The sequence below is a fragment of the Roseburia sp. AM16-25 genome (genome assembly GCF_003473825.1).
Classification (GTDB): domain Bacteria; phylum Bacillota; class Clostridia; order Lachnospirales; family Lachnospiraceae; genus Pararoseburia; species Pararoseburia lenta.
The window spans coordinates 615,738-641,966 of the sequence record NZ_QUCW01000003.1 but is presented as its reverse complement, the minus strand read 5'-3'; the positions used below and the strand labels follow the sequence as shown (position 1 = coordinate 641,966).

Below are 26,229 nucleotides of genomic sequence, written 5' to 3'. Positions count from 1 at the left end.
TAAATTATTGTTTATCTTCTCATTTTGCTTTATCTTATTGTCTAATATACAAAGTATTTCTGCTATTTTCCCTTGGGTTATTGGCAAGGCAACATTTGATTCTATTGAATTAAGTATTCCCTGTGTCAAAAGAGGTTGTCCTGAACCAATATGATGATCATTTAACTTTAAATTTTTGAGTAGATAATATATGTAATTTATATTAGATCCATTAACACTCCTTGCAACAATCGCATTGTCTGAAACCCAGCATTGTCCAGGCTCATAATATACGCTTCCACAATAAGCTCCAACTCTGCCCACTATCACGCAGTTTTCAGCATTCGACTGGTCAGTATAGCCTAATATCCCATTTCCACCATAAATTGGGATATCTCCTTCCGTATTTGGCTTTTTCTTTCCGTTTTTAAAAGCTATGATTTTTTCTAATTTCAGTTTTTCCATATCAATCACCTGCTTTTTCACCAACATTAATTATAAAATAAGGACTCATACTGTGCTTAGAAGCGTCGCCAAGTACCGCACCAGATGAAGCAACTACGCAATTTGTCAATACATCTCTAGGAGCCTCATTAATCCGAATAATCTTAAACCAACCTCCAAATTTACTCGCGATATTGCGGTAATATTCTGGCACAAAACTCAAATCTGGAATTTCCAATTTTATCTCAGAAATATATACCCAGTACCTTTTGGTTTTACCACTATGAATAAGTAAAATTCTTGGTTCATCCCAGGACATTATCTCATTGGCCACTTTTTGAGATATACGATTTCCTAATTTCCCATACCAGACAAAACCATTTTGATCTATCATTTTTTGATGTTCTAAAATTGTTCCATCAGGTGGAGCAAAATTATCGGAAAACCGTAATGCAATTGTTTTCTTATTTGATTTCATACCCAATCGCCCCCAGTTTTTTCTTTATTTCACCTTGTAAGCGAATAGATTCGTTAAACATTTTTGATAATTCAGATGTAAGGCGAGTCATTTTTTCTTCAAATGGTTCTCCATCATCTTCCTGCTCTTCAATTCCAACATAGCGTCCTGGTGTAAGAATGTAGTCTTGTGCTGAAATCTCTTCAATCGTTGCTTCCTTGCAGAATCCCTGAATATCCTCGTATTCTTTTCCTTGACGCCAGTTTTGATAAGTAGATGCGATTTTCTGAATATCGTCTTCTGTCAGTTCTCTGACACGGCGATCAATCATTTCACCCATTTTACGTGCATCGATAAACAGTACTCTGCCAGCAGATCTTCCCGTTTTTCCTCTTCTCATGATCCATAAAGAAACCGGAATTCCAGTTGAATAAAATAGCTGTCCCGGAAGAGAAACAATGCATTCAACAACATCACCATTAATCATGTTTGTACGGATATTTCCTTCATTACCCGTATTCGAGCTTAATGAACCATTGGCAAGGACGGTTCCTGCTACACCCCCGTTTGGATTAAGGTGAGAAATCATATGCTGAAGCCATGCAAAGTTTGCATTTCCCGCTGGCGGAATACCGTATTTCCAGCGAACATCATCTTCTAAACGTTCTCCGCCCCAATCTGAGATATTAAAAGGGGGATTTGCAAGTATATAATTTGCTTTTAACGTCTTGTGCTGATCATCATGAAATGTATCTGCATTATGTTTTCCAAGATTAGCCTCTAGCCCACGAATAGCCAGATTCATTTTTGCAAGTTTCCATGTAGTCGGATTGCTTTCCTGCCCAAAAATAGAAATATTACGAATATTCCCTTGATGCTCATTTACAAATCTTGCTGACTGACAGAACATTCCTCCTGAACCACAGCATGGGTCATATATCTGACCATCAAAAGGTTCTATCATTTCTACTAGGGTTCTTACAACGCATGATGGAGTATAGAATTCTCCTCCTAACTTTCCTTCTGCAGATGCAAATTTTCCAAGGAAATATTCATATACTCTCCCTAATACATCCTTCTCTTGGGCAGCAGATGTTCCTACATCTATGTTTGTAAATAATGTTACCAATTCACCTAGTCTGGTTTTATCTAACTCCTGACGGGAGTAATTCTTCGTAAGAATTCCTTTTAATGAATCATTCTCGCGCTCAATCGCTTCCATTGCATTGTCTATAATCTCACCAACATCAGCATTTGTTGCGTGTGCCTTGATATTTTCCCAGCGCGCTTCTTTTGGAACCCAGAAAATATTCTGCGCAATATACTCGTCACGATCCTCCTCATCACCATATCCTTCGGCCTTTAATTCATCGTATCTTTCCGTAAACGCATCCGATACGTATTTAAGGAAAATAAGTCCTAACACCACATGTTTATATTCCGCTGCATCCATATTAGATCTAAGTTTATCTGCTGCAAGCCACAGTTTTTCTTCAAATCCGACACTTGTCGTCCCAGTTGCCATTGTTGTTTGCCTCCCGTTATTTTAAATATTTGTTCTATTCTTTTTCAGTCTTACTATTTCGTCCACGCCTATTATCATCCGGTTTCTTTGCGTCATCCGGAATGAGCCACGTATTTCCGCGGAGAATTGCACCTTCGATTCTGCCTTGATTGCACAGGGTGGTAACTCTTCGTCGCGAAATATTCCATTTTTCAGCCATCTGCGTAGTTGTCAACAATTCCATAGTTTTCCTCCATCTTAACCACTACACCTTTTAACGATATTATATTCCTTTGGAGGAACAATGTAAATAAGTTTCGCAATTTTTCTTATCGTTATAAGGTAAACCCCGGGGTTCATTTTTCCTTGTCATCTATCCCCTAGTGTCAACCCTGCATTGTGGACCAGTTTCCACAAAGTCCTTACTTCACATAAAAAGAAAGGCCTTCCAGCAGCTAATCGTACTCATTAACGATAGTTCTCTGAAAAGCCTTTAATTTACCACATTATTCTTACTTGCCTGGGTTCACCTTGACATCAAGACTACAGTCTCCACATGCGGCGTGCCGGCAAACATGTCGCAACAGCAGATCCGCTTGACCTGATATCCGCTCGCCTGTAAGACTTCCAAATCTCTTGCGAGGCTGGTCGGCTTGCAGGAAATATAGATCATGGAGTCCACGCCATAGGCAATGATCTTGTCCAGTGCCTTGGGATGGATACCATCTCTTGGGGGATCAAGCACAATGTAATCCGGTTTCTCCTCGATCTCATCGATCACCTTTAAGACGTCACCTGCAATAAAATCACAGTTTGTCAGACCATTTTCCAGAGCATTTTTCTTTGCTGCCTCAACGGCCTCCTCCACAATTTCAACACCGATCACATGCCCTGACACTGGTGCCAAAATCTGGGCAATCGTTCCTGTGCCAGAGTAGAGATCATAAACGGTCTTTCCTTCCAGAATATCTGCGTTTTCTGCAGTAATAAAATCTCGCGCCGTCTCGTATAATTTTTCAGCCCCAAGTGAATTTGTCTGAAAAAATGAAAACGGTGTAATACGGAAACGAAGCCCCAACAACTCCTCATAAAAATATGCCTGTCCAAACAATACCCTTGTTCCCTGATCCTCTACTACATCCGCAGGGCGATCGTTACGTGTATGTAATACGCCTGTAAGTTTTCCATCATAGGAAACTTCCTGTAAGCGCTTGCTCCATCCCTGTAAAAGTTCTGACTCAAGTGCCTCTAACGCATCTGCCATAAGTGGCTCTGCCTGCACCTCTGTTGCCGGTTCTGTTGCATCCTTCTGCAAAAAACGTGCATCCGAACTTGTCACAAGATCCACTAAAATCTCTCCTGTTTTTGCCGCCTTGCGCACCAAAAGATGACGCAGATAACCTTCATGGCGCATCTTGTGATAGTAATTGGCTCCTCGTTCCTGAAAATATGCCAGTGTCTCCATCAGTACACAACGCATATCTTCATCGATGATCTGACAACCATCCACGGTCACAATATCATAAAAACTACCACGCTTATGCATCCCCAGTGAAAGCGGTCCGTTAAAATAAGCATCGCCAAAAGAGAATTCCATCTTATTACGATACGCAAACTGATTTGGGCTCGGTATCACACCTTCAAATAAGTCATCAAAACTGTTCTCCGGCAAAACAGGTTCTAATAAACGCTTAATCTGTCTGCCTTTTAATGCAACTTGTTCTTCGTAAGGAAGCGTCTGATAAGAACATCCTCCACATTGGTCGAAATGTTTGCAAGCAGGTACATCCATCTCCAATGGTGATTTTTTGACAACTTCTAACAGTCTTCCTTCCGCTTTTCCTTTTCTTGTTTTCTTTATTACACAAAGAATGCGTTGTCCCTCAAGCACATTCTTGACGGTGATCAGATCACCGTCATCCGTCTGCACGATTCCCTTATTGGGGAAATCCACTCGAGTAACAACGCCTTCTACCTGTTGACCTTTTTTCACTCTATTACTCTTCCTCTAAATCCTCTACATCTTCTTCTGCATCATCTTCAAAAAGATCTTCATCGTCATCCCAATCATCAAAATCATCCATGAATTCATCTTCATAGTCCTTCTTGAAATAACGATAGATCGCATAGGCAACCCCAGCCACTGCGGCGATCACACCAACCACACAGGCAACCTTTTTCCAGTTGATGGTATGCTTTTCTTTTACCACGATCTCCTTGTCCTTAAGACCATTGATCATGTTTGTCAACTTTGTCATATCGATCAATTCCATTACATCTTCTTTTTTCATCATAAGGCTTCTCCTCCTGCTATGAATGTGTCAACTATATTTGCTCATAGTATAGCATTTATTCTGCCCAATTACCACAGAAAAACACTTACACTTTTTGTAATTTTGCAAAGGATGCAAACATTTTTTTACGTCCTGCTCCGTCAAACTCGACCGTCACCTCAAAATCACGACCGCCATCGTTGATCTGTACTACGGTTCCCTCGCCAAATTTGACATGTTTCACGCGGTCTCCCTCGCCATAATCCAGCGAATTTTTCTGGATCTTTGTGCCAAAATCCTTGGCTGCCTGATAGGTCTGCGCCGCCAGCGGTGTTTTTTTCATATTGCGCATTTTTTGCCGGTTGCTCATCGGGCGCTCACTAAGGAAATCATCCTTTGGCTTTGGTTCCCAGGTATTTCCCTGGATCAAATCTTCCGGGATTTCCTTTACAAATCGCGAAATGCCATGATACTGCGTTTCGCCACGCATCATACGCATCCGCGCCCCGGTAATGGTCAGACGCTCCTTTGCTCTGGTGATACCCACATAACAAAGCCGTCTTTCCTCCTCGATCTCCTCGTCGCTATTATCCGCCGTGATGCTCATATAGGACGGGAAAAGACCATCCTCCATGCCGGAAAGATAGACATTCGGGAACTCCAATCCCTTGGCACTGTGCAGTGTCATAAGGACCACATAAGATCCGTCGTCATCCAGAGAGTCGATATCCGCAACCAGAGCCACTTCCTCTAAAAATCCACTCAGGGTCGGCTCTTCTGTCTCCTGCTCATAGGAAACCACCTTGGTGATCAATTCGTCGATATTTTCGATACGCGCCTGTGCCTCGTCCGTGCCCTCCACTTTCAGTTCCTCGACATAGCCGGTCTCGGTAATGATCTCCTGCAAAAGTGCTGACAGCCCCTCATTGGCACACACCCTACGAAAATGATGAATTAAGTCTACAAAAGGTACGATCTTTCCTGCGGCACGTCCTAAAGTCGGGATCTCCTCCGCCCGCTCAAGCGCCTCAAAAAGATTGAGTCCCATCCGATAGGCATAATCGCTCGCCTTGCCGATGCTGGTCGCCCCAATGCCACGCTTTGGCACATTGATGATACGCTGGACTGCCAGATCATCCTGCGCATTATCGACCACCTTCATATAACTCAAAAGATCCTTGACCTCGCGTCTGGCATAGAAATTAACCCCGCCAACGATCTTGTAAGGGATGCCCGACATGATGAGTTTTTCTTCCAGCATACGAGACTGCCCATTGGTACGATAGAGGATCGCACAATCCCCATACTGGTATTCACTGCGGCGCACGCGAGCTGCAATATCTCTCGCGATAAAATCTGCTTCCTCATAAGCACTGTCAAACTGCTGGAAATAGATCTTTTCTCCATCCCCGGACTCTGTCCAGAGCCGCTTTTCTTTACGCCCCCGATTGTTGGCGATCACGCCGTTTGCCGCATTTAAGATATTTGCTGTCGACCGATAATTCTGCTCCAGTTTGATGACAGTCGCATTGGGATAATGTTTTTCAAAATTTAAAATATTGTAAATATTTGCCCCACGGAACTTGTAAATGGACTGGTCATCATCACCGACAACGCAGAGATTTTCCCTGCCGGATGCTAAAAGCCGCACCAACTCAAACTGCGCCGTATTGGTATCCTGGTATTCATCCACCATAATATATTGAAACTTTTCCTGATAAAAATTGCGCACTTCTGTGTCAAATTTCAAAAGTTCCACCGTCTTCATGATCAGATCATCAAAATCCATGGCATTGTTTGCCTTTAGTCTCGCCTGATATTCACGATAAACCTGTGCCTGTCTGGTCTTATTGAAATCGCCGATCGCATTTTGTGCAAATTCCTCCGGTGAGATCAATTCATTCTTGGCAGAAGAAATGACATTCAAAAATGTTTTTTCCTTATACATCTTCGTGTCGATCTCCAGACGTTTGCATATATCCTTCATCAGGGCCTTGGAATCATCCGTATCATAAATGGTAAATGAATTATCATAGCCAAGACGATCCGCGAACCGACGTAGGATCCGTACACAAGAAGAATGGAAAGTCGATACCCAGATACTCTCCGATCCCATGCCGATCATGGAATCAATACGCTCACGCATCTCGCCCGCTGCCTTGTTGGTAAAAGTGATCGCCATAATATGATATGGTGCGACACCTTTTTCCTCGATCAGATATGCCACACGGTGGGTCAAAACTCTGGTCTTGCCCGAGCCAGCACCTGCTAAAATTAGCACCGGTCCTTCTGTAGTAAAAACGCCCAGTTTCTGCTGTTCATTTAACGAATCGTATGTATTCATGCCATTTCTCCTATAATAATTTTTTGCAACACCTGTTGCAAAGTTTCCGATTTTCCTTGATTTTTCAACATTCTTTAGCATTATACCATAAGTCAGCCCCAGATTCACTCCCCACTTTTTTACCATCATTTTTTATAAATTAGGATTTCAAATTTTGGTGACTTTTTTGTCGATAAACCTGTTGTTGCAAAAGAGTTTCCATTCTACAATATGTGTATAGGGTTTTTATTGAAACATGATCGCCGTCCGTAAGTCAGCGATCATCACATTTCATGTAAGGGGGTTAATCATGAAAAGATTTACAAAAGTCAGACGTATTCTGGCACTGTCACTCGTTCTTGCCATGGCATTCGGCGGCACGGTATTCGCTTCCGATTCCAACACGGCTCTCGTTAATGCCACCTATCAGCAGTTGGCATCCCGTGGTACTTACACCTACACCAATGCATCCGAACTTTCCCGTTTCGTGCAGTTGGGTTATGCATGTAACCAGCCACAGCATCAGGGACCTTTCTCCATCACACAGGGCACTTTGACAACAAAGAAATGGTTTGGCAAAAAGTCATCCAAGGCAGTCTATGTCATCGCCTTATCCGGTACGGATACTGATGTCAAAAATCAGTCCACCGGTTACTGGACAGATCTTCTGGTCGGCTTTGAGCAGGACAACAAATACATCCAGAATGTCAGAAACGCTATCGTTTCCAACGTTCCAAAGGGGTCCAACCTTGTCGTTACCGGACACAGTTTAGGCGGTATGGTCGCACAGCAGGTTGCTGCGGACAGCACCATCAAAAAGAACTACAATGTCTTAAACACCGTGACCTTTGGTTCTCCTTTGATCAACGGTTTCCAGAGAGAAGGCACCGTAAAACGTCTGGGTGACACATCCGATCCGGTACCATATCTCAGTTTGACGACCTTTACCAATATCGTTTGGCAGTCTGCCGGACTCAATAAGGAGAGCGGCAACTACGGCACCAACCTGCTTGGTGCACATTGCGAAAGTTACAATCGTGCCGATGTCTGGGGCGCATATGACGTAACAGGCACCAAGAACGGTGGGGCTACACTGACACTGAATATGGCAACGACCCGTTTCTATTATTCACCGGTTACCGTCAATAATTAGTCACTATTTTTAACCTAAGATATGTATGATAAAATAAGCCCGGAGGTCATATGATCTCCGGGCTTATGCATTGCCTGATTTATGATTTATCCTTTTTCTCCTTCGCCTGATCGGCTGCCGCTTTTCTCTGCTGACTGTTAAAATCGATCAAAGTCTCGATCATCATCTTTTTGATATAGACATCAAAACTCAGCATACAGATAAAACCAAAGTTACGCAAGAACTCCTGATCTTCCTCCGGCGCATCGGAAAAAGCATTTTGCATGGCATTATATTTGGCGATCACATCCTTGATCAATGCCTTGGACTGTCCATTGCCCTGCGCCACCAGTTCTTCGTACAATTCATAAAAAGACAGTTCTGACTCCGTGCCAAAGTATTTGTCTGTGATCGGCTCCAAGAGGGTCTGGATATCCTTGATCGACAGAAAACTCTTGAGATAGTAGATCAGGATCAGCGTCAACACATGATCCTTGGAATACTTCTTCTTGTCCGGTGACGGCAAGACATGATTCTTGGTGTAATTGTTGATCATGGTCTTGGTCAGGATCTTTTCATCCTCATCACGCTTTAAGGACGACAACTGCGACTCGATAAAGGTCGTGACCTGATCGACATATAGATCGATGTTGGGTATGTCTTCCGGGTGCACATAATCAAGTTCTGAGAACTGCTTCAATATCAAATTCAGCGATTTTCGCATTTCTGACTGCATCTTTTACTCTCCTGCTTCTTCCAGACGGCGCAACACCATATCGTAACCGTCATTGCCATAATTGAGGGCACGGTTCACGCGGCTGATCGTCGCTGTAGATGCCCCTGTCTGCTCAGCAATGTCCAGATAGGTCTTTTCCTGACGAAGCATTGCCGCAACAGAAAAACGCTGGCACAAAGATACCATTTCATTGACCGTACATAAATCCTCAAAGAACTGATATGCTTCTTCCTTGTCTTTCAAAAGAAGGATACCTTCCAAAAGGCGGTCCATCTCTTCACTGCGAATTTTTTTGCTCATAGTCTTTCCCCATGCTTTCTATAAAATAATAACACCTCTGCTCTTGGCATAATCGATATCTTCCTGTGGCCATACAGATACCTGTACCTCGCCGATGTGTGCCTTGCGCAGGAAGAACATACAGATACGGGACTGTCCGATACCTCCACCAATGGTATAAGGCAGTTTTTTCTCGTATACGGCTTTCTGGAAAGGCAATTCCAAGCGCTCTTTGCAACCAGCCAATTCCAACTGGCTGACGAGCGAATCCTCATCCACACGGATACCCATAGAGGATAATTCCAGTGCAATATCCGTCATCGGATAGTAGACCAGAATGTCGCCGTTTAAGGACCAGTCATCATAATCCGGCGCACGTCCATCATGCTTTTCCCCGGATGCCAGTTTGCCACCGATCTGTGAGATAAAGACCGCACCATGCAGTTTGCAGATCTTGTACTCTCTCTCCTTTGGCGTATTGTCCGGATACATATCCTCCAGTTCCTGCGAAGTGATAAAGAAGATCTGTTCCGGCAAAATGCATTCTATGTAATCATATTTGTTTGCCATGTACTTTTCCGTCACGCGGAGAGCATCATATACAGACTTAACAACGCTTTGCAAAGTTTGTACATTGCGCTGGTCTTTGGTGATGATCTTTTCCCAATCCCACTGATCGACATAGATGGAATGGATATTGTCGGTATCCTCATCACGACGGATGGCGTTCATATCCGTATATAAGCCTTCCCCTACAGAAAAGCCATAACGCCCCAGTGCCATTCTCTTCCATTTTGCCAAAGAATGTACGACCTCGACCTCGCGGTCATCCTGCTCCTTGATACCAAAGGCAACCGGACGCTCCACACCATTTAAGTTGTCATTCAGACCGGATTCCGGTGTGACAAAAAGCGGTGCAGATACACGATGCAGGTTGAGTTCTGCCGTGATCTGTCTCTGAAAGAAATCCTTGACCTCTTTGATGGCGATCTGTGTCTCTTTTAAATTCAGAGCCGGCACATAATCCTCCGGGATATACATTTTGCTCATTTCTATCTTCCTTCCCTTCCACAATTCAAACTGTGCACACGCTTTCGCATATGCACAGTCACTGCCAAAATTATAGATCGCAGTTTCCTACGGTTCTTGGGAACGGGATCACGTCACGGATGTTGCCCATTCCGGTCAGATACATAACGCATCTCTCAAATCCAAGACCAAATCCGGCATGACGTGCGGATCCATACTTACGAAGATCCAGATAGAACTCATAATCTTCTTCCTTCAGACCACACTCAGCCATACGGTTCTTTAAGACCTCATAATCATCTTCTCTCTGGCTACCGCCGATGATCTCGCCGATACCCGGTACCAGACAATCCATGGCAGCAACAGTCTTGCCGTCCTCATTTAATTTCATATAAAAGGCCTTGATCTCCTTTGGATAATCGGTCACAAAGACCGGACGCTTGAAGATCTTTTCGGTCAGATAGCGTTCATGCTCTGTCTGCAAGTCGCATCCCCAATATACCTTATAGTCAAATTCATCGTTGTGCTTTTCCAATTCTGTGATCGCATCTGTATAAGTGATGCGTCCAAAATCAGAATTAACCACATGCTCCAGACGCTCGATCAGTCCCTTGTCAACGAACTGGTTGAAGAAGGCCATCTCTTCCGGTGCATGCTCCAGCACATAAGAGATCACATATTTTAACATGCTCTCAGCAAGCATCATATCGTCTGTCAGATCTGCAAAAGCGATCTCCGGCTCGATCATCCAGAACTCTGCTGCATGACGGGTCGTGTTGGAATTCTCCGCTCTGAAAGTCGGTCCAAAAGTATAGATATTCTTAAATGCCATGGCATAAGTCTCACCATTTAACTGTCCACTCACAGTAAGGTTGGTCGGCTTACCAAAGAAATCCTGTGAATAATCCACCTTGCCATCCTTAGTCGGCACATTGCTTAGATCCATAGTGGTGACCTGGAACATCTCGCCTGCGCCCTCACAGTCACTACCGGTAATGAGTGGTGTGTGCACATAGACAAAATCTCTCTCCTGGAAAAACTTGTGGATAGCATATGCTGTCAGAGAACGCACACGAAAAACTGCCTGAAAAGTATTGGTTCTCGGGCGTAAATGGCTGATAGTTCTCAAATACTCAAAAGAATGACGCTTTTTCTGCAATGGATAATCCGGTGTAGACTCGCCCTCGACCACGACTTCATCGGCATGAATCTCAAATGGCTGCTTCATCTCCGGTGTAACCTTGACCTGACCAGTCACGATCACGGCTGCACCTACATTCAACTTGCAGATGGTCTCAAAGTTGTCTAATTTATCTGCGTAAACCACCTGCACAGGCTCAAAGAAAGTACCGTCATTTACGACCATGAATCCAAATGTCTTTGAATCACGGATACTGCGAACCCATCCTCCAATGGTGACGACCTTGCCATCATAATCTTTGTAGTTATGATGTAAATCTCTAATGTTGATCATTTTCCTAATTCCTCCAAAATCTATCGTACAAAACTATTCCTTATTTTACCTCACTAAAGTGTGAAAATCAAGGTGTTGCATGACTTCTTTTTTTCGATATAATAAGAAGTGCTCACAAATTTGGAAAGGAATGCATTATGAATAAAAAAGAAGTTGCAGAGATCAAACGTCGGTTAAAAAAAGAAAGCTGCACCATTCAGCACATGTGCGGCTGCTATGTCGATGCTGAAAAAAATAAATTAGTCACCTTTTCCCAGAAATTCTTAAATCTGGAGGAGGACGAGTTCTACAAATACTTGGAGATCGCCGGAAAAGCACTCTCCGGTACCCTTGGAAATAATCTTTTGGAACTCGAGTTTCCGATCGATGAGGAAGCCGTTGGCGGCAGACAGCAGATCCTTATGGCACTGCGTGCCAGCAAGTTAGAGGATGATGCCCTGCTCGACACCTATTATGATCTTATTATTGATTCTTATGATTATGTCGGCAATTATCTCATCACCTTATATTATGATGTCTATGATGTTCCTCTCAAGGGAACGGATGAACTGGCAATGGACGAGTCGGACGAAGTCTACGAATACCTGCTTTGCTGTATCTGTCCGGTCGCTCTGTCAAAGCCGGGGCTGGGCTATTTGGAAGGCGAGCACCGCATCGGTGCCAGAATCCGGGACTGGGTTGTTGGACCTACGGATACCGCTTTTCTTTTTCCAGCCTTTAACGGTCGTGCCACAGATATCCACTCTACCTTAGTTTATACCAAAAATGCCAAGGAACCGCATGAGGAATTCTGGGCAAACGGACTTGGCTGCGGGACAAAACGCACTGCGACCCAGAAGCGCGATGCCTTTGAAAACATGGTCGTACAGACCTTGGGACCGGATGACGAAGAGACCAAGGACACCGTCCTTGATGTGCAGCAAAATCTGAATGATTTTATCTTAGTAGAAAAAGAAAAAGTCGATAAGGATGAACCGATCCTTCTGGATGGGGAGATGATCACAGAGATCCTGACCGATGCCGGCATTTCCGAGCCAAAGGCAGAAAAGATCAAGGCTTCCTATGAGTCTTTCTTTGAGGACACCCTGCCGGACGCACAGGAACTCTTGGACGCCAAGGCGATCAAGAACAACGAAGTCCGCGTTGAGAAAAAACAATTACAGGAAAAAGTCGTAGATCTTACCAAGAAATTAGAAGATGCCGGTGTCATCACATCTGACGGCACCGACATTGATGTTGTCGTAAAGGTCACACCGGAGAAAGTCGAAGAAATACATACGGCTTTCGTCGATGGCAAGCGCTGCCTCGTCATTCCTATGGAAGAGAATGAGGAAGCCAAGATCAACGGCGAGACCATGAGTTTTTAATCATCCAACAAAAATACCCGCAGGAAGCCGGCTGTCTCATAGACACGCTTTCCTGCGCCTAGACCAACAGCCTCTATCTGACAGGATTCAGGCAGTTGGTCTTTTGTTTTTACGGCTGCTGCTATGGCTGCCCCCGTCGGCGTGACCAGTTCTCCTGCCACTTGTGTCATGTGCAGACGAAATCCTCCGGCTGCCGCAATATTGACAACTGCCGGAACCGGGATCGGTAAGATCCCATGCTGACAGCGTACCGTGCCGCAGCCCTCCGTGATCTCTTTTACGATGCAGTCCTTCACTGCGTATTTCCGACATAAAGCGTCAAAGCAAATGGCAAAGGCTGCAATATCCACGATGGAGTCCACAGCCCCCACTTCATGAAAATGCACCTGGTTACGCGCGATGCCATGTGCTTTTGCCTCCGCATCTGTCAAAATATCTAAAATGCGGTGGGCGGTCTCTTTTGCACCTGTCGTCATGGCAGATGCATCAAAGATGGCTGCGATCTCTTTAGGTCCGCGGTGCGTATGGTGTTCATGGGCAGTATTTTTTTCCTGCAGATGTCCATACAGATATGCCATGTCATGATCGTGGGTATCCAGATCTTTTGGCAGAATTACATCAAAATCGCAGGTATCCAAGCCCGACTTTTTGACCCGGCTGATCCTGATCTCATATGCTTCCGTGATTGGAAGCGTCGCAAGTGTCTCTTGCAGTTGTGCCTCCGGTGCCCCCAGATCTATCAGTGCCGCCACTGCCATATCCCCGCTGATACCACTTGCGCACTCAAAATATAACTGCTTTCCCATTCTATGTCTCCTTTTTTCTGTCCTATTTTGCCAAATGATTGATCTGGTTAGCAATATAGCCTGCCCCATATCCATTATCAATATTGACGACCGCGATCCCGTTGGCACAGGAAGTCATCATAGTAAGCAGCGCCGACAGCCCTTCCATACAGGCACCATAACCGACCGAGGTCGGCACGGCAATGACCGGCTTGTCTACAAGTCCACCCAAAACGCTGGCAAGCGCCCCTTCCATGCCCGCTACCGCGATCACACAATTTGCTGACTGTATGAGATCCAACTGGGAAAATAATCTGTGGATGCCGCTGACTCCGACATCATAGATACGCTCGACATGGGAACCGAAATATTCTGCCGTCTGCGCCGCTTCCTCCGCTACCGGGATATCTGCCGTCCCCGCTGTGCATACCGCTATGCTGCCAATGTGCGTTTTGTCCTCTTTTTCAATCTTTATGATGTGAGACTTGTCATCATAGGAAACCTGAGGAAACTTTTCCCGGATCAGGGCATACTGGTGCTCATTTGCCCGCGTACCAAAAACTTCGCCATCTGCTTCATACAAGTGTGAAAAAATGGAAAGCAGATGATCGTCTGCCTTCCCCTGGCAAAAGATCACTTCCGCACAGCCCGACCGTACTTTCCGGTGCATATCCAACTTCGCATAGCCCAGTTCCTCGTAAGGCTGCCTGCGCAGCAGGTGATCTGCCTGATCCAAAGTGATCTGTTCCTTCTGTAGTTGTTCAAGAATTTCTCTGGTATCCATCTTCGGTCCCACCTTGTCGTCTATTTTACATCCTATGCTCTGCCAAAGTTACCGCACCTATTGTGCCTCATGCCTTAAACTCTGTCAATGCCATATGCGAAATGTAGGCATCCGCAAAGTCCGGCATATCCGCAAGCATAAGAACCTGCATTTTCTCCGTGATTTCCTTTAATTTATCCTTTTCTAAAATCTGCTCCTGTCCGGTCTTTTTCAGATAGGAAACTGCCCCCTGTAAAGAAGTATTCCCTCCGGCTTTTGCCACCGGCAAAAAATTTTTTTCCACCAGACCGGTCTCTACCGCTGCGCGCACATTTAAAAAGGTACCCATGCCGCCTGCCAGATATACCTTTTTTACCTGCCAAGCCTCCATACCAGCCGCTTTTAACAGGGTCTTCTGCCCCACGGCGATCGCCGCTTTTGCCATCTGAAACTGCCGGATGTCTTCCTGTGTCAAAGAGATCTTTTTCTGACTGCCCGGCGTATTTAGGGCAAATCCATCCTCCGGGATATCCGCCGCAAAGGTGCCGTTTTCGTCCACGATCCCCCCTTTTTTCATGCCGCTGACCGCCTCCAAAATCCCGCTGCCACAGATACCGATCGCCGGGAGGCCGCCGATCGTCCTGGTATGCGAGTTGCGTCCGGCGATCATAACGCTGCTGATCGCCCCCGGAATACTGGCACAGCCGCAGGAAATATTCCCGCCCTCAAATGCCGGTCCAGCCGCAGCCGCCGTGGCAAAATACTCCTCTCCCGTCCAAAGGACCATCTCTCCGTTGGTTCCGAAATCCAAAAGCATCCATGGCTCGTCAGCATCCATATGCTCCCGGATCCCATAGATACCGGATATGATGTCTCCTCCGACAAAAGCGGATGCCCCCGGCAGGATCGTTACCGCGATCCCCTTTTGCACAAAATCTTCCTGTTTGATGCTGACCGGTTGAAAAGGAGCCACGCCCAAGGTCTGACAGGAATAGCCCCGCAGCAGATGGCACATGGTCGTATTGCCGGCAATGACGATATGCCGGATATCAGACACTTGTATCCGGTTTTTGCAAAGGTCTTTGATCCCCTGCGTCAGATCCGATTCTGCGTACCGGCGCAGGTCATCCCCATGTCCCTCATTTGCACTCTGGATACGGGACAAGACATCCGCTCCGTAGATCCGCTGGGAATTCATGCGGCTTAGGCATGACTCGACCTGTCCTGTAGCAAGATCGACCAGGGAAAAGCCGATCGTAGTCGTTCCCAGGTCAATAGCAATGCCATAGGCAGCCTTTGTTGGCACCCCCTGATCTGTTTTTTCATCCTGTGGATAAAGACCAGCGACCTGTATGCCGGCTTCTTTTTGACAGACCAGATCCTCTGCCACTTCTATCTCTATATCATCTGTCACCTGCATCTGACAGGCAAGACGCCAGCCCTGCTCTAATGCCTCTTTTGAAAAAAATGCCCGGTCGGCCCCTGTAACAGGCACATGCCCGGAAATGACGCGCACCGCACATTTTCCGCATCTGCCGATTCCGCCACAGACATAATCCAGACTCAGTCCCTGCTCCTGCAAGGCATCTCTGATTGTTTTGTTTTTTCCTACGCCTGCACTGATCCCGATCCGCATATCTTTCCTCCAAGACTTTCTTTTTGTATCTTATCATTCTATGCCAGCCTGCGCAATTCCCCCAAACAAAAAGGTCAAAACATTATTGTAAAAAGTCTCTTGACACGCTCATGGCTTTATAGTATATTATACAGGTCGGTAAACGACAAGCTGGCGTGGCACAGGTGGTAGCGCACCTCATTGGTAGTGAGGAGGTCACGAGTTCAACTCTCGTCGCTAGCTTAAAAAAAAGACATCAGTCGATCTGATGTCTTTTTTCTATATGCTATTTCTTTAGGCTTCTAATTTATCTAAGATCAGTTGATTGGTCAGACTGAGCATCTGCCGGTAAATATTCTGCCTTTCATCTACGGACAGCCCTTCCGTATCTGTAGCACTTGCCTGTGCACTGCTGGTCTGTGACGGAATGTCGACTCCATTCTGATAATAACCAAGCACTTTTGAAACATAATTCTGTGTCTCGGCAAAAGGTGGAATACCGCCATATTTTGCTACATTCCCACTGCCGGCATTGTATGCGGCAAGCGCAAGTGATACGTCCCCGTCATAGCGGGAAAGCAACTGACTGATATATTTTGCACCGCCCATGATGTTTTGATATGGATCATAGGCATTCGATACGCCAAGCCCCTGCGCAGTGGCAGGCATGAGCTGCATAATGCCCATAGCGCCACTGGAACTCGTGGCATCTGCTGTAAAATTGGATTCCTGCTTGGCTATGGCAGTCAAAAGATTGACATCCACGCCATAGGTATCGGCTGCTTCTTCAAAAATGCTCATCAGATCTGTCGGTACCGTAAGACTTGTCCCGGCAAAAGTCGCGTTTGTCTCTGTCTGACTATCATTTAAGGCTTGGGTTGCACTGGTCAGGGAATCGGAAAATTCCTCAAGGCTGGTAACCGGAGTCATATTTTCTACATAGGTGGTCGTGCCATCCCCGTTTATGATAGATATCTTCATTGGTAACTCCTTTGGGTCTGTAATGTATATCAAACAGGATGTATCTCTCGATACATCCTGTCTTCGTCCTGTAATATGAGTCTACGCTTGCAGATCTTCCAAGCGCTCCACGATCAGATCTAAAGTCTCGCTCGGAATCGTGCCATCTGCGTAAGCATCCTCAATACATGATTCACTGGCTAAAAGTGCTGAAACATTCAGCCAAGTTCCTTGTTGAAATACATCATCAAAAATGCCAAACACCCTGCGGTCCTGTAACATTTGTGAAAAAGGTAATTTCTTGAAATCCATACGTCTAGTCTCTACTTATACTCTTGATAAGTATTCCCCTGTTCTGGTGTCGATCTTGATCACATCGTTCTGCTCAACGAACAAAGGTACATAAACAGTTGCTCCTGTCTCAACGGTAGCAGGCTTTGTAGCACCTGTTGCTGTGTCTCCCTTGAATCCCGGTTCTGTCTCTGTGATCTCAAGTTCTACGAAAAGTGGTGGTTCTACTGCAAATACGCTTCCCTTGTGAGAGCATACCTTAACCATTTCATTTTCCTTAACGAACTTTAATGCATCACCGATATCATCTGTGCTGAGCGCGATCTGCTCATAATTCTCTACGTCCATGAAGTAGTAGAGATCTCCATCATTGTAAAGATACTGCATATCCTTACGATCGATGTGTGCCTGTGGACACTTCTCTGTCGGACGGAATGTCTTTTCTACAACACCACCGTTTTTGATATTCTTTAACTTTGTACGAACAAATGCCGCACCCTTACCAGGCTTAACATGTTGAAATTCGATGATCTGGTAAACGTTGCCTTCCAATTCGATGGTAACGCCATTTCTAAAATCGCCAGCTGAAATCATTCTTTCTTCCTCCTTAATACTCTATGGACCCGAGCCCACTTATGCTCTATATTTTAATATATCTTGCCACATATTTCAAGTATTAGTACGATCAGACGTTGATAAAGCGGTTTGTCTGGGTCGAAAGTTCGGAAATAATGTTATTACTTTCGTCGATCTCCTTCATGATGGTATCCATCTCGCCTACCAACTGTGATGTATTTTCTGCCGCGTTGGTCACGCCCTCTGCGCCCTGTTCTACCGCGGTGGATACATCATTTACGTTTTCTACGACCTCATCCATGGTCTGGCGCAAATGATCGACGGACTCCGTAAAGGATGTCATCACTTCATTGATATAATCAGCATCTGCGCGATATTTATGACCGGACTCTACGAATCCGTCATAATCTTTCAAGATATTTTCATTAATATAGGTAACAATATTTTCAGAGTTCTTTGCCAGATCTCCTACCGCTGCAACAACCTTAGCATTGATCTGCTGGATGTTGCCCGCCGTTTCTCTGCTGCTGTCTGCCAAGACACGGATCTCATCTGCGACAACCGCAAAGCCCTTGCCTGCCTCTCCGGCTCTTGCCGCCTCGATGGAAGCATTGAGTGCCAAAAGATTGGTCTGGGAAGAAATGTTTAAGATCTCATCCGTCAGCGCATTGACTTCTTCTACGCTCCTGCTATTCTCGATCGCCTGCTGCAAGGTCCCAAGGATCTCCTGGATCATGGCAGAAGTCGTATCCTTGTTGGAAACTGCCGTATCTTCCAACTGTGTCGCACGATCCTGCATCTCGGTCGCATAGGTCAGTATATGTTCGCTCTGTTCGGAAATTCGCTCCATGCCCGTTCCTGCCTTTTCCACACGCTCATTGACGTTTGCCAATGTTGCAGAAACTTCCTCCATGGTTGCAGAAAGTTCTTCCATGACGGCAGAAATATCCGTCGCATTGCCATTGACGGATGTCACGCTGTCAGTCACTGCCGCAAAGGTAGAATTCAAATGTACGGAAGAGTCGCGGATCTTGGCGATCACATTCTGCAATGCCTCGATAAAAGTATTGACGCCCTCGACCAGACTACCGATCTCGTCCTTCTGGTTGACTGAAATTCGCTTGGTCAGATCGGCTGCTGCATTGTTGACCTCATCCACCATATCGCCAAGTTCCTTGGAAGATTTCTTGACCGGTGCCACGATCAGTCGCACGCTGATCAATACAACAATAATAAAGATCAGTACCGTAAAGGCGATCGAACCGGCGATCACTATATTAGACAGGATCTTTGCCTGCTTCAAGGCTGCCTTCGCCTCTTTTTCATCCGCCTGTATCATCTTCTCCAGTTCCGAAATATCAGATAAAATACCCGTATTGTATCCACTCTCTGCCGCCAATACTTCTTCCGGGATCTCTGTGCCATAAACAGCATTCTGCATCTGCGCCTGCTGATAGGCATACATACCCTTTAACTTCTCATGCAGATCCAAAACCGTTTCTTTTTCCTTGCTAGCATTTGCGTATTTTTTGAATACTTCGATGTTTTTGACCATACGTCCATAGGCCTGATCGAGTGCATCTGAGTATCCACCTATGGTCTGTTCGCTCGGCTCATGAATTGCATTTGAGGTATAACTCTGCATCTTTGTGTAATCCGTATCTAACGCACCTGCTGCATCCACACAGGATACAATCTGCTCCGAAATCATCATTCCCTGATTATACAGGTTTTGTACTGCCATGCGCAGCCCCGAAACGGTAACCAGTGTCACCAATGCCATTGCCGCAACCGGTGTAACAATCTTTGCCATCATTCCCGACATTTTTTTCTTGTTATTCTTTGTCGTATTTTTTGTATCCTTTGACCTCTTTTCCATCTCTCATGCCTCCATAAGTTTCCTATCTTAATGTTTTCCGTGCCAAGTTTACCATAATTGCTTTTTCTTCATATATAAAAAATAGCGAAAATTATCAAAATTTCGATAACTTTTCGTCCACATACGATATTTTTCTTTTCATAACTCTCAGATACGATATTTTTTCTCGAACTGGTCTACCGGCATCGGGCGGCAGAAATAATATCCCTGGAAATGCTGACATCCCATCTGCGCCAATGCTTCCACCTGTTCCTCTGTCTCAACACCCTCTGTGATCACATCCATATGTAACTGCCCGATCAGGCGGATCAGTGCCGATAAGATCGACCAACTCCGGTCGACATTGACCGTTTCCTGTAAAAATTCCATGTCGATCTTGATCACATCCGCCTTGATATCCTTTAAGATATTCAAAGAAGAATAGCCACTGCCGAAATCGTCGATCTCGATCTCAAATCCATACGCCTGCAATCTTTCCAGCATATATCTGTGATTTTCCATTTCCGTCACAAAGAGCGTTTCCGTGATCTCTAGTTTTAACTTGTGTGGGTCGAGATCATATTTTTCGACCAGACGGGTAAAGACATCATAAACATCCAGATAATATTGATCCTGCACGGAAATATTAACCGAAAGATACAGATCATCCCGTCCCTGATCCCGCCAGATTGCCAACTGTCTGGCGGCTAAATCCCATACATAAAGGTCTAACTTGTGTACCAGACCTGCCGACTCTAAGACCGGTATAAATTCATCCGGTGCAATCAGTCCCTTGATCGGATGGATCCATCTGGCAAGTGCCTCTGCCCCAAGCAGACTGCCGTCTCTTCTCGTCTGTGCCTGTAGATAGATCCGGATCTGCCCCAGTTCCAATGCCTGCTCAAATTCATTGATGATCAGGTTCTTCTCCAGTTTTTTTTGCAAAAGGGCATCATCGAAATATGCCACACGCCTTGCATAATCTCCCTTGATCGTGTTGATCGCCAGATTACATTTATCCACCATGACAAAAACAGGCTCTGTCACATCCGTTATCTCATAAACGCCCATATAGATCTGCAAGTGGAAGTATTCGTTTGCAAAGGTGTCGGCCAGACGATCCATGACATCTAAGAAAAGTTCTTCCGTAAAACGCTCTTTTGGCATACAAAAGGCAAACTGATCTTCGTTCAGACGGCAATAAAGATCATCTTCCTTGGCACGCTCCCGGAAAAAGTACGCATGCATCTTGAGGATCTCATCACCGCGCTGGGTTCCCAATATATCATTGATCAATTTGAAATCCTTGATATCGGAAGTGATCATGACGTAAGGCTTGCCCGCCGTGCGCAGGGTCTCTGTCACCCTTTCCTCAAAATACTGCTCGTTATAGATACCTGTCAAAAGGTCATGCGTTGCACGAAAATGTTCTTCCCTGTATTTCTCCGTCTCTTCCGTCCGGTCAATACAGGTAATAAAATAGCCCAAGAATACATCTTCCTCGTCCGTCAGACGCTGTACGGTAAACTCATAATTGAAGGTCTTATCATCTGCCTCAAAATGCTCCATATAGACCTGCTCGCTACATTCCTCTTTCCAATGCCGCTTGAGCCAGCCCTCAAAATACTGCTCTGCAACGCTTAAATCCTCGTCCAGGGCAAGATGCTTGTAGCGGTAGAACATGTCCTTTCCACGCCGATTGACATAGATACATTTTCCACTGATGTCAAAACAGCCTACGCCCATCTCTGCGATCTGTACCGCATTGGCAAGGATCTTGTCACGCATAGCCTGTGGCACATAAAACTCGGTAAAAAAGCAAATGATCAGTGCCGCTGCCCCATAAAAGATCAGGGAAATATCGATTGGCAGATTGAGCGCCAGTCCGATTGCATCACATATGATGATTGCCAGAAAAGACACCAGGATGGATGTATATTTCTTGCGGTACAAACGCGCCGTATGGCGGATCTTTACCATCAACAGAAGCACGATCCAGGCAACCAGTCCATAACAATAAGCCAGATGCACATAAAAAATACCGGAATAACCTGTCGGATAAAAATATGCCCCGTAAGACTTTGAAAAAGCCTCCTTTAAGATAAAGACATGATGCAGCCAAGGATTGAGCAGCATACTAACCGTTTCCAGACCAGCCACGAGGTAACACGGTGTCATCCATTTGACCTGTTTTTCCTCATTGTCCGTGTAAAAATAGACATAGCGGAGCATGAACAAGAGCAGCCAGTCAATGCATGCCAAAAAGACAGAGTGAGAAACCGTAGCAATTGCTTTCTCATCTGTCATGATAAAGATGCCATTGGCTACAACGGCAACAACGACTGCAACAAAAAGTGTAAATATGCTTTTACTGACCCGATCCTGTTTTTCCCGGATCATACCGGCGAATGCTACCACCAGAAGTGTCAGCACAAACAAGATTCCCAGATAAATCATCTTTGGCATAGACTATATTTCCTTATCTTTTATTCTCGATCTCGTGGATCATAGCGATACGCTTTTCATGGCGTCCGCCCTGAAACTCTGCATCTAAATATGTTTTGACAATATCTTTTGCCACTTCGATACCAACGATGCGGGCACCAAAAGCAATGATATTAGCATTGTTGTGTTCTTTTACCAGACGGGCTGTTGTCGTATCGGAACATACTGCTGCACGCACGCCCGGCACCTTATTGGCTGCAATGGAAATCCCAACACCGGTACCGCAAATAAGTACGCCACATTCCACCTGACCGGATACAACAGCGCGTCCCACGGCTTCTCCATATACCGGATAATCGCAACTTTCCTCCTTGGAGATACCAAAGTCTACAACCTCGTGTCCCAATTCCTCCAAGTATGCCTTGATCTCATTTTTCATAGTAACTGCTGCATGATCGTTTCCAATTCCTATTTTCATTTCTTTTCTCCATTCATCATTTCTTTTTATTTTACTAAGGCAGAGATCGTCTTAAATGCAGGATGCTTGGAAGATCCTGCCAATTCGTAAAGGATGGCTTCTGCGCTCGTGATGATCGCACCTTCCTGCTTTGCTCTCTCATAGGCAAATGCCAGATCTCTGTCGCTTCTGCTGGCTACACAGTCTGCCACCAGAATGGTCTGATAGCCTGCTGCCTGCAGATCCATCAAAGATTGTAAGACACAGATATGCGCCTCGATACCGCACAGGATGACATTCTTTTTGCCATGCGGGATGGTCTGTCGGACGCTCTCATTGTCATATACGCTGAAAGTATTCTTGTCGATCGCTTCTGTCACACCCATGGCATCTGTGATCGCCGGGATATTATTGCCCAGTCCCTTGGCATACTGTGTGGTAAGGATCATTGGTACTTCCAGTGCCTTCAAGCCACCCAGTAAGATCTGGCTCTTGCGGAGCAGTTCCTCCTGCCCGCTCATTGCCGGCAAGATCTTTTCCTGATAATCAATGACGATCGCAAATGTATCTTCTGCCTTTATTCTCATCTTCTTATACCTCTTTCTGTTGTTGAAAAATATACCAATTTAATTATAGGCAAATTACCTGTAAAAGACAATGTTTTCCCGCATGAAAAAATGAGTAAAAGGGAATTTTCCATAAAACAAAAAGAGATCCTCATCCACAAATGAGAATCTCTATGTAATCTGTCTTTCTGTCCTAGAGTGAGAAGTCTTCTGCGCCGCGCATAGATGGTGTCTGGGATGCTTCCACTGCCAGATCCTGACCTACAAAGTACTGATACTGATGGATCAATTCATCCTTTTGCATATCAGAGACTGCCTTTGCCACATCCAATGATCGGATATCGCTGTCAGCGCCCTTGAGATCATAGGTTGCCTTCGGCTCGTACTGGCTGGCATAGTCGTATGCTCCAAAGGTCTGTCTGCTTCTGGCTGATGCATCCTGCTGTGTGCCTGCCTCGGCGACATTGACGGATACCTTGGTCGTACCATCTATATAAATAGACTGGGATGCGACCGGTACACTCTCGACTTGCTTTATGCTGTTATAATCATAAAATCCAACGGCTGGTCGGATACCTGATATATTCATCTTATACTCCTAATTTCGCTCTCACGAAAACTTCTTGTTCCTTACACAAAATATATCGGATCATGTAAAAAAATCTTAACCCTTTTATTTGTCTAACATTTTCTTTAATTCACTCATAAATGTATTGACATCTTTAAACTCACGGTAAACAGAGGCAAATCTGACATAAGCAACATCATCCAGATCCTTGATCTTATCCATAACGATCTCGCCGATCTCGTCACTCGGGATCTCCTTTTCCTCTCTGGAGAAAATCTCTGTTTCCACTTCATCGATCAGTTTGTTGATGTCGTTGGCAGAAATCGGACGCTTATGGCAGGCTCTGAGCACACCGGCCTCGATCTTGGCACGATCATACTGTTCACGGTTGTTGTCTTTCTTGATCACGATCAAAGGGATCGTCTCTACCTTTTCATAGGTCGTAAAACGCTTGCCACATTCATCACACATACGACGGCGGCGGATAGAATTGTTGTCATCTGCCGGTCTGGAATCAATTACTCTGGTATTCTCACTACTACAAAAAGGACACTTCATGCCTTCCCTCCATTTCTTAGCGAATCCGCTTCGCCTAAACCACAATATATAGATTTATATTACACGGATTTTGTATGAATTGTCAAGCAATTCGCACTATTTTCGACATGTCTTATGGTTTGTGCATGACTTCCTTTTCATTGACATCCACCAGGATCATATCCGAACCGATACGGCAGACCTGGCACCAGGGGATCCAGTATTCACACTCATGTAAAAAGAAGCCGCAGATCTTTCCTTTGGATGGTACGATCAGGGTGCAGATACAGCCTCTTTTTTCATCGATCTCCAGATCCATCACACGTCCCAGGCATTTGGCTGTGCATACATTGATCACATCTTTTGTCTGTAATTCACACAAAAGCATGGCAGTCCACCACAAAATAAGGCTTTCTACAGTATATGTAGAAAGCCTTGATAAGTCACACTTTGAAATTATACATTGAAGCGGAAAAGGATCACATCACCATCCTGTACGACGTATTCCTTGCCCTCTACACGCACCAGACCTTTTTCCTTGGCTGCTGCAGTGCTGCCGCAATCTAAAAGATCCTGGAAGTTTACGACCTCAGCCTTGATAAAGCCACGCTCAAAGTCGGTATGGATCTTTCCTGCTGCCTGCGGAGCCTTGGTTCCCTTGGTGATGGTCCATGCACGTGTCTCATCCTCGCCGGAAGTCAGATAAGAGATCAAGCCCAATAAAGAATAACTAGCCTTGATCAGTTTATCCAGACCGGATTCCTTCATGCCGAGTTCCTCTAAGAACATCGCTTTTTCGTCATCATCCAGTTCTGCGATCTCCTGCTCGATCTCCGCACAGATCACAAAGACTTCACTTCCTTCTTTTGCCGCGAACTCACGAACGGCTGCAACACCTGCGTTGTCTGCGCCGTCATTTGCCACCTCATCCTCGGATACATTGGCAGCATAGATGACCGGCTTTGCAGTAAGAAGTCCATACTCCTTGAAGTAGGCTTCCTCATCCTCATCCAGAAGTTCAAAAGTGCGAGCAGAATTACCTGCTTCCATATGCTCTTTCAGACGTTCCTGCATAGCGGCTTCCTTTTGTAAAGACTTGTCCATACGGGCAGCCTTGGAAGTCTTTGCATATCTTCTCTCCAAAATCTCCAAATCGGAGAAAAGAAGTTCCAGATTGATGGTCTCAATATCACGGAGCGGATCAATGCTTCCATCCACATGCACGATATTGGTATCTTCAAAGCAACGTACTACATGTACGATCGCATCACATTCACGGATGTTGGCAAGGAACTGGTTGCCAAGTCCCTCTCCCTTGCTGGCTCCCTTTACAAGGCCCGCAATATCGACAAATTCAATAACAGCCGGTGTCACCTTTTTTGATTGGTAAAGATCTGCCAGTTTTTTCAGTCTCTCATCCGGCACACTGACCACGCCCACATTTGGGTCAATCGTTGCGAATGGGTAGTTGGCTGCAAGTGCGCCTGCCTTGGTCAGCGAATTAAATAAAGTAGACTTGCCTACGTTCGGCAGTCCGACGATTCCAAGTTTCATAATTTATATTTCTCCTTTGAAAAGTATTGATTTTATTAAAATCTTTTCCGTTGTCATGCTTCTTAAAAGCCCTGATACAGCAATATTTAGTCTATCACATTTAGGGAGGAATGTACATTTCTTTCTTTTTTTTGGGGGGAGGATATCATTTACGCTACTGCATTAGCATTTATCTGGTCGATAATCTTCTTGATTCCCATCCATACTGTCAGATCAGTAAATATCTCTACCATACACGGTAGGCGGTTAGATTTCCA

27 protein-coding genes and 1 tRNA gene are annotated in these 26,229 nt (G+C 45.2%); 3 read left to right on the top strand and 25 right to left on the bottom strand.

Features of this window, described 5'->3' with window-relative positions; genetic code table 11:
- From DW183_RS10130 to pcrA, 7 genes are all read right to left on the bottom strand, one after another.
- Window positions 1-444: restriction endonuclease subunit S (locus DW183_RS10130; RefSeq protein WP_199649430.1), on the bottom strand; the 444-nt coding region annotated here is incomplete at its 3' end.
- A 1-nt stretch (window position 445) separates the two neighbouring features.
- Window positions 446-901 (bottom strand): hypothetical protein, encoded by a 456-nt coding sequence (locus DW183_RS10125; RefSeq protein WP_118281867.1) that lies wholly within the window; start codon window positions 899-901, stop codon window positions 446-448.
- Window positions 888-2,405 (bottom strand): class I SAM-dependent DNA methyltransferase, encoded by a 1,518-nt coding sequence (locus DW183_RS10120; RefSeq protein ID WP_118281866.1) that lies wholly within the window; start codon window positions 2,403-2,405, stop codon window positions 888-890. Before DW183_RS10120 ends, DW183_RS10125 begins: the two co-directional genes overlap by 14 nt.
- Before the next feature lie 34 nt (window positions 2,406-2,439).
- Window positions 2,440-2,628 carry a helix-turn-helix domain-containing protein gene (locus DW183_RS10115; RefSeq protein WP_118281865.1) on the bottom strand — a complete coding sequence of 63 codons (189 nt, stop codon included), beginning with the start codon at window positions 2,626-2,628 and terminating at the stop codon, window positions 2,440-2,442.
- A gap of 282 nt (window positions 2,629-2,910) precedes the next feature.
- Entirely contained in the window at window positions 2,911-4,377 is a 1,467-nt protein-coding gene (locus tag DW183_RS10110; protein WP_118281864.1) for a class I SAM-dependent RNA methyltransferase, read from the bottom strand.
- A gap of 4 nt (window positions 4,378-4,381) precedes the next feature.
- The gene (locus tag DW183_RS10105; protein WP_118281863.1) at window positions 4,382-4,678 is read right to left on the bottom strand and encodes a hypothetical protein; all 297 of its coding nucleotides are present in this window, start codon (window positions 4,676-4,678) and stop codon (window positions 4,382-4,384) included.
- Between the two features lie 85 nt (window positions 4,679-4,763).
- Window positions 4,764-7,001 (bottom strand): DNA helicase PcrA, encoded by a 2,238-nt coding sequence (pcrA, locus tag DW183_RS10100; protein ID WP_118281862.1) that lies wholly within the window; start codon window positions 6,999-7,001, stop codon window positions 4,764-4,766.
- Between the two features lie 289 nt (window positions 7,002-7,290).
- Between pcrA and DW183_RS10095 the strand changes: the two genes are divergently transcribed.
- A complete protein-coding gene (locus tag DW183_RS10095) occupies window positions 7,291-8,133 on the top strand; it encodes a lipase family protein (RefSeq protein ID WP_158573070.1) in 843 nt (280 codons plus the stop codon).
- A gap of 79 nt (window positions 8,134-8,212) precedes the next feature.
- Here the strand turns inward: DW183_RS10095 and DW183_RS10090 are convergent, their stop codons facing one another.
- The 4 genes from DW183_RS10090 to asnS form a co-directional block, all read right to left on the bottom strand.
- On the bottom strand, window positions 8,213-8,848 hold the full coding sequence (locus DW183_RS10090; protein ID WP_118281860.1) for a DUF1836 domain-containing protein: 636 nt from the start codon (window positions 8,846-8,848) through the stop codon (window positions 8,213-8,215).
- Between the two features lie 3 nt (window positions 8,849-8,851).
- Entirely contained in the window at window positions 8,852-9,148 is a 297-nt protein-coding gene (locus DW183_RS10085) for a YerC/YecD family TrpR-related protein (protein WP_118281859.1), read from the bottom strand.
- Between the two features lie 18 nt (window positions 9,149-9,166).
- The gene (gene asnA / locus DW183_RS10080; RefSeq protein WP_118281858.1) at window positions 9,167-10,177 is read right to left on the bottom strand and encodes an aspartate--ammonia ligase; all 1,011 of its coding nucleotides are present in this window, start codon (window positions 10,175-10,177) and stop codon (window positions 9,167-9,169) included.
- Between the two features lie 70 nt (window positions 10,178-10,247).
- On the bottom strand, window positions 10,248-11,630 hold the full coding sequence (asnS, locus tag DW183_RS10075) for an asparagine--tRNA ligase (RefSeq protein ID WP_118281857.1): 1,383 nt from the start codon (window positions 11,628-11,630) through the stop codon (window positions 10,248-10,250).
- Window positions 11,631-11,767: 137 nt separating this feature from the next.
- Between asnS and DW183_RS10070 the strand changes: the two genes are divergently transcribed.
- A complete protein-coding gene (locus DW183_RS10070; protein ID WP_118281856.1) occupies window positions 11,768-12,997 on the top strand; it encodes a DUF4317 domain-containing protein in 1,230 nt (409 codons plus the stop codon).
- On the opposite strand, the gene DW183_RS10065 is transcribed toward DW183_RS10070, so the two are convergent.
- The 3 genes from DW183_RS10065 to DW183_RS10055 all read right to left on the bottom strand — a co-directional run bounded on the left by DW183_RS10065 (window position 12,994) and on the right by DW183_RS10055 (window position 16,181).
- Window positions 12,994-13,803: a LarC family nickel insertion protein gene (locus DW183_RS10065; RefSeq protein ID WP_118281855.1), complete on the bottom strand. Its 810-nt coding sequence runs from the start codon at window positions 13,801-13,803 to the stop codon at window positions 12,994-12,996. The genes DW183_RS10070 and DW183_RS10065 overlap by 4 nt on opposite strands.
- 22 nt (window positions 13,804-13,825) lie before the next feature.
- On the bottom strand, window positions 13,826-14,566 hold the full coding sequence (larB, locus tag DW183_RS10060) for a nickel pincer cofactor biosynthesis protein LarB (RefSeq protein ID WP_118281854.1): 741 nt from the start codon (window positions 14,564-14,566) through the stop codon (window positions 13,826-13,828).
- Window positions 14,567-14,633: 67 nt separating this feature from the next.
- On the bottom strand, window positions 14,634-16,181 hold the full coding sequence (locus tag DW183_RS10055; protein WP_118281853.1) for an ASKHA domain-containing protein: 1,548 nt from the start codon (window positions 16,179-16,181) through the stop codon (window positions 14,634-14,636).
- A 149-nt stretch (window positions 16,182-16,330) separates the two neighbouring features.
- Between DW183_RS10055 and DW183_RS10050 the strand changes: the two genes are divergently transcribed.
- A tRNA-Thr gene (locus tag DW183_RS10050) sits at window positions 16,331-16,403 on the top strand.
- Window positions 16,404-16,454: 51 nt separating this feature from the next.
- Here the strand turns inward: DW183_RS10050 and DW183_RS12685 are convergent.
- The 11 genes from DW183_RS12685 to ychF all read right to left on the bottom strand — a co-directional run bounded on the left by DW183_RS12685 (window position 16,455) and on the right by ychF (window position 25,972).
- Window positions 16,455-17,141 carry a lytic transglycosylase domain-containing protein gene (locus DW183_RS12685; RefSeq protein ID WP_118281852.1) on the bottom strand — a complete coding sequence of 229 codons (687 nt, stop codon included), beginning with the start codon at window positions 17,139-17,141 and terminating at the stop codon, window positions 16,455-16,457.
- Window positions 17,142-17,222: 81 nt separating this feature from the next.
- The gene (locus DW183_RS10040; protein WP_118281851.1) at window positions 17,223-17,432 is read right to left on the bottom strand and encodes a hypothetical protein; all 210 of its coding nucleotides are present in this window, start codon (window positions 17,430-17,432) and stop codon (window positions 17,223-17,225) included.
- Between the two features lie 15 nt (window positions 17,433-17,447).
- Window positions 17,448-18,005 (bottom strand): elongation factor P, encoded by a 558-nt coding sequence (gene efp / locus DW183_RS10035; protein WP_118281850.1) that lies wholly within the window; start codon window positions 18,003-18,005, stop codon window positions 17,448-17,450.
- 91 nt (window positions 18,006-18,096) lie between these two features.
- Window positions 18,097-19,866 carry a methyl-accepting chemotaxis protein gene (locus DW183_RS10030; protein WP_118281849.1) on the bottom strand — a complete coding sequence of 590 codons (1,770 nt, stop codon included), beginning with the start codon at window positions 19,864-19,866 and terminating at the stop codon, window positions 18,097-18,099.
- A 147-nt stretch (window positions 19,867-20,013) separates the two neighbouring features.
- Entirely contained in the window at window positions 20,014-22,311 is a 2,298-nt protein-coding gene (locus DW183_RS10025; RefSeq protein WP_118281848.1) for a GGDEF domain-containing protein, read from the bottom strand.
- Between the two features lie 13 nt (window positions 22,312-22,324).
- Window positions 22,325-22,768 carry a ribose 5-phosphate isomerase B gene (rpiB, locus tag DW183_RS10020; protein ID WP_118281847.1) on the bottom strand — a complete coding sequence of 148 codons (444 nt, stop codon included), beginning with the start codon at window positions 22,766-22,768 and terminating at the stop codon, window positions 22,325-22,327.
- 26 nt (window positions 22,769-22,794) lie between these two features.
- Window positions 22,795-23,334, bottom strand: coding sequence for an isochorismatase family protein (locus DW183_RS10015; protein ID WP_118281846.1), 540 nt, complete (start codon window positions 23,332-23,334; stop codon window positions 22,795-22,797).
- Between the two features lie 172 nt (window positions 23,335-23,506).
- On the bottom strand, window positions 23,507-23,902 hold the full coding sequence (locus tag DW183_RS10010; RefSeq protein WP_118281845.1) for a hypothetical protein: 396 nt from the start codon (window positions 23,900-23,902) through the stop codon (window positions 23,507-23,509).
- 84 nt (window positions 23,903-23,986) lie between these two features.
- Window positions 23,987-24,439: a transcriptional regulator NrdR gene (gene nrdR, locus DW183_RS10005; RefSeq protein WP_118281844.1), complete on the bottom strand. Its 453-nt coding sequence runs from the start codon at window positions 24,437-24,439 to the stop codon at window positions 23,987-23,989.
- Window positions 24,440-24,551: 112 nt separating this feature from the next.
- The gene (locus DW183_RS10000; protein ID WP_118281843.1) at window positions 24,552-24,806 is read right to left on the bottom strand and encodes a YlmC/YmxH family sporulation protein; all 255 of its coding nucleotides are present in this window, start codon (window positions 24,804-24,806) and stop codon (window positions 24,552-24,554) included.
- Between the two features lie 68 nt (window positions 24,807-24,874).
- Complete coding sequence (gene ychF / locus DW183_RS09995; RefSeq protein WP_118281842.1) at window positions 24,875-25,972, bottom strand: redox-regulated ATPase YchF; 1,098 nt, start codon at window positions 25,970-25,972, stop codon at window positions 24,875-24,877.
- Between the last annotated feature and the right edge of the window lie 257 nt (window positions 25,973-26,229).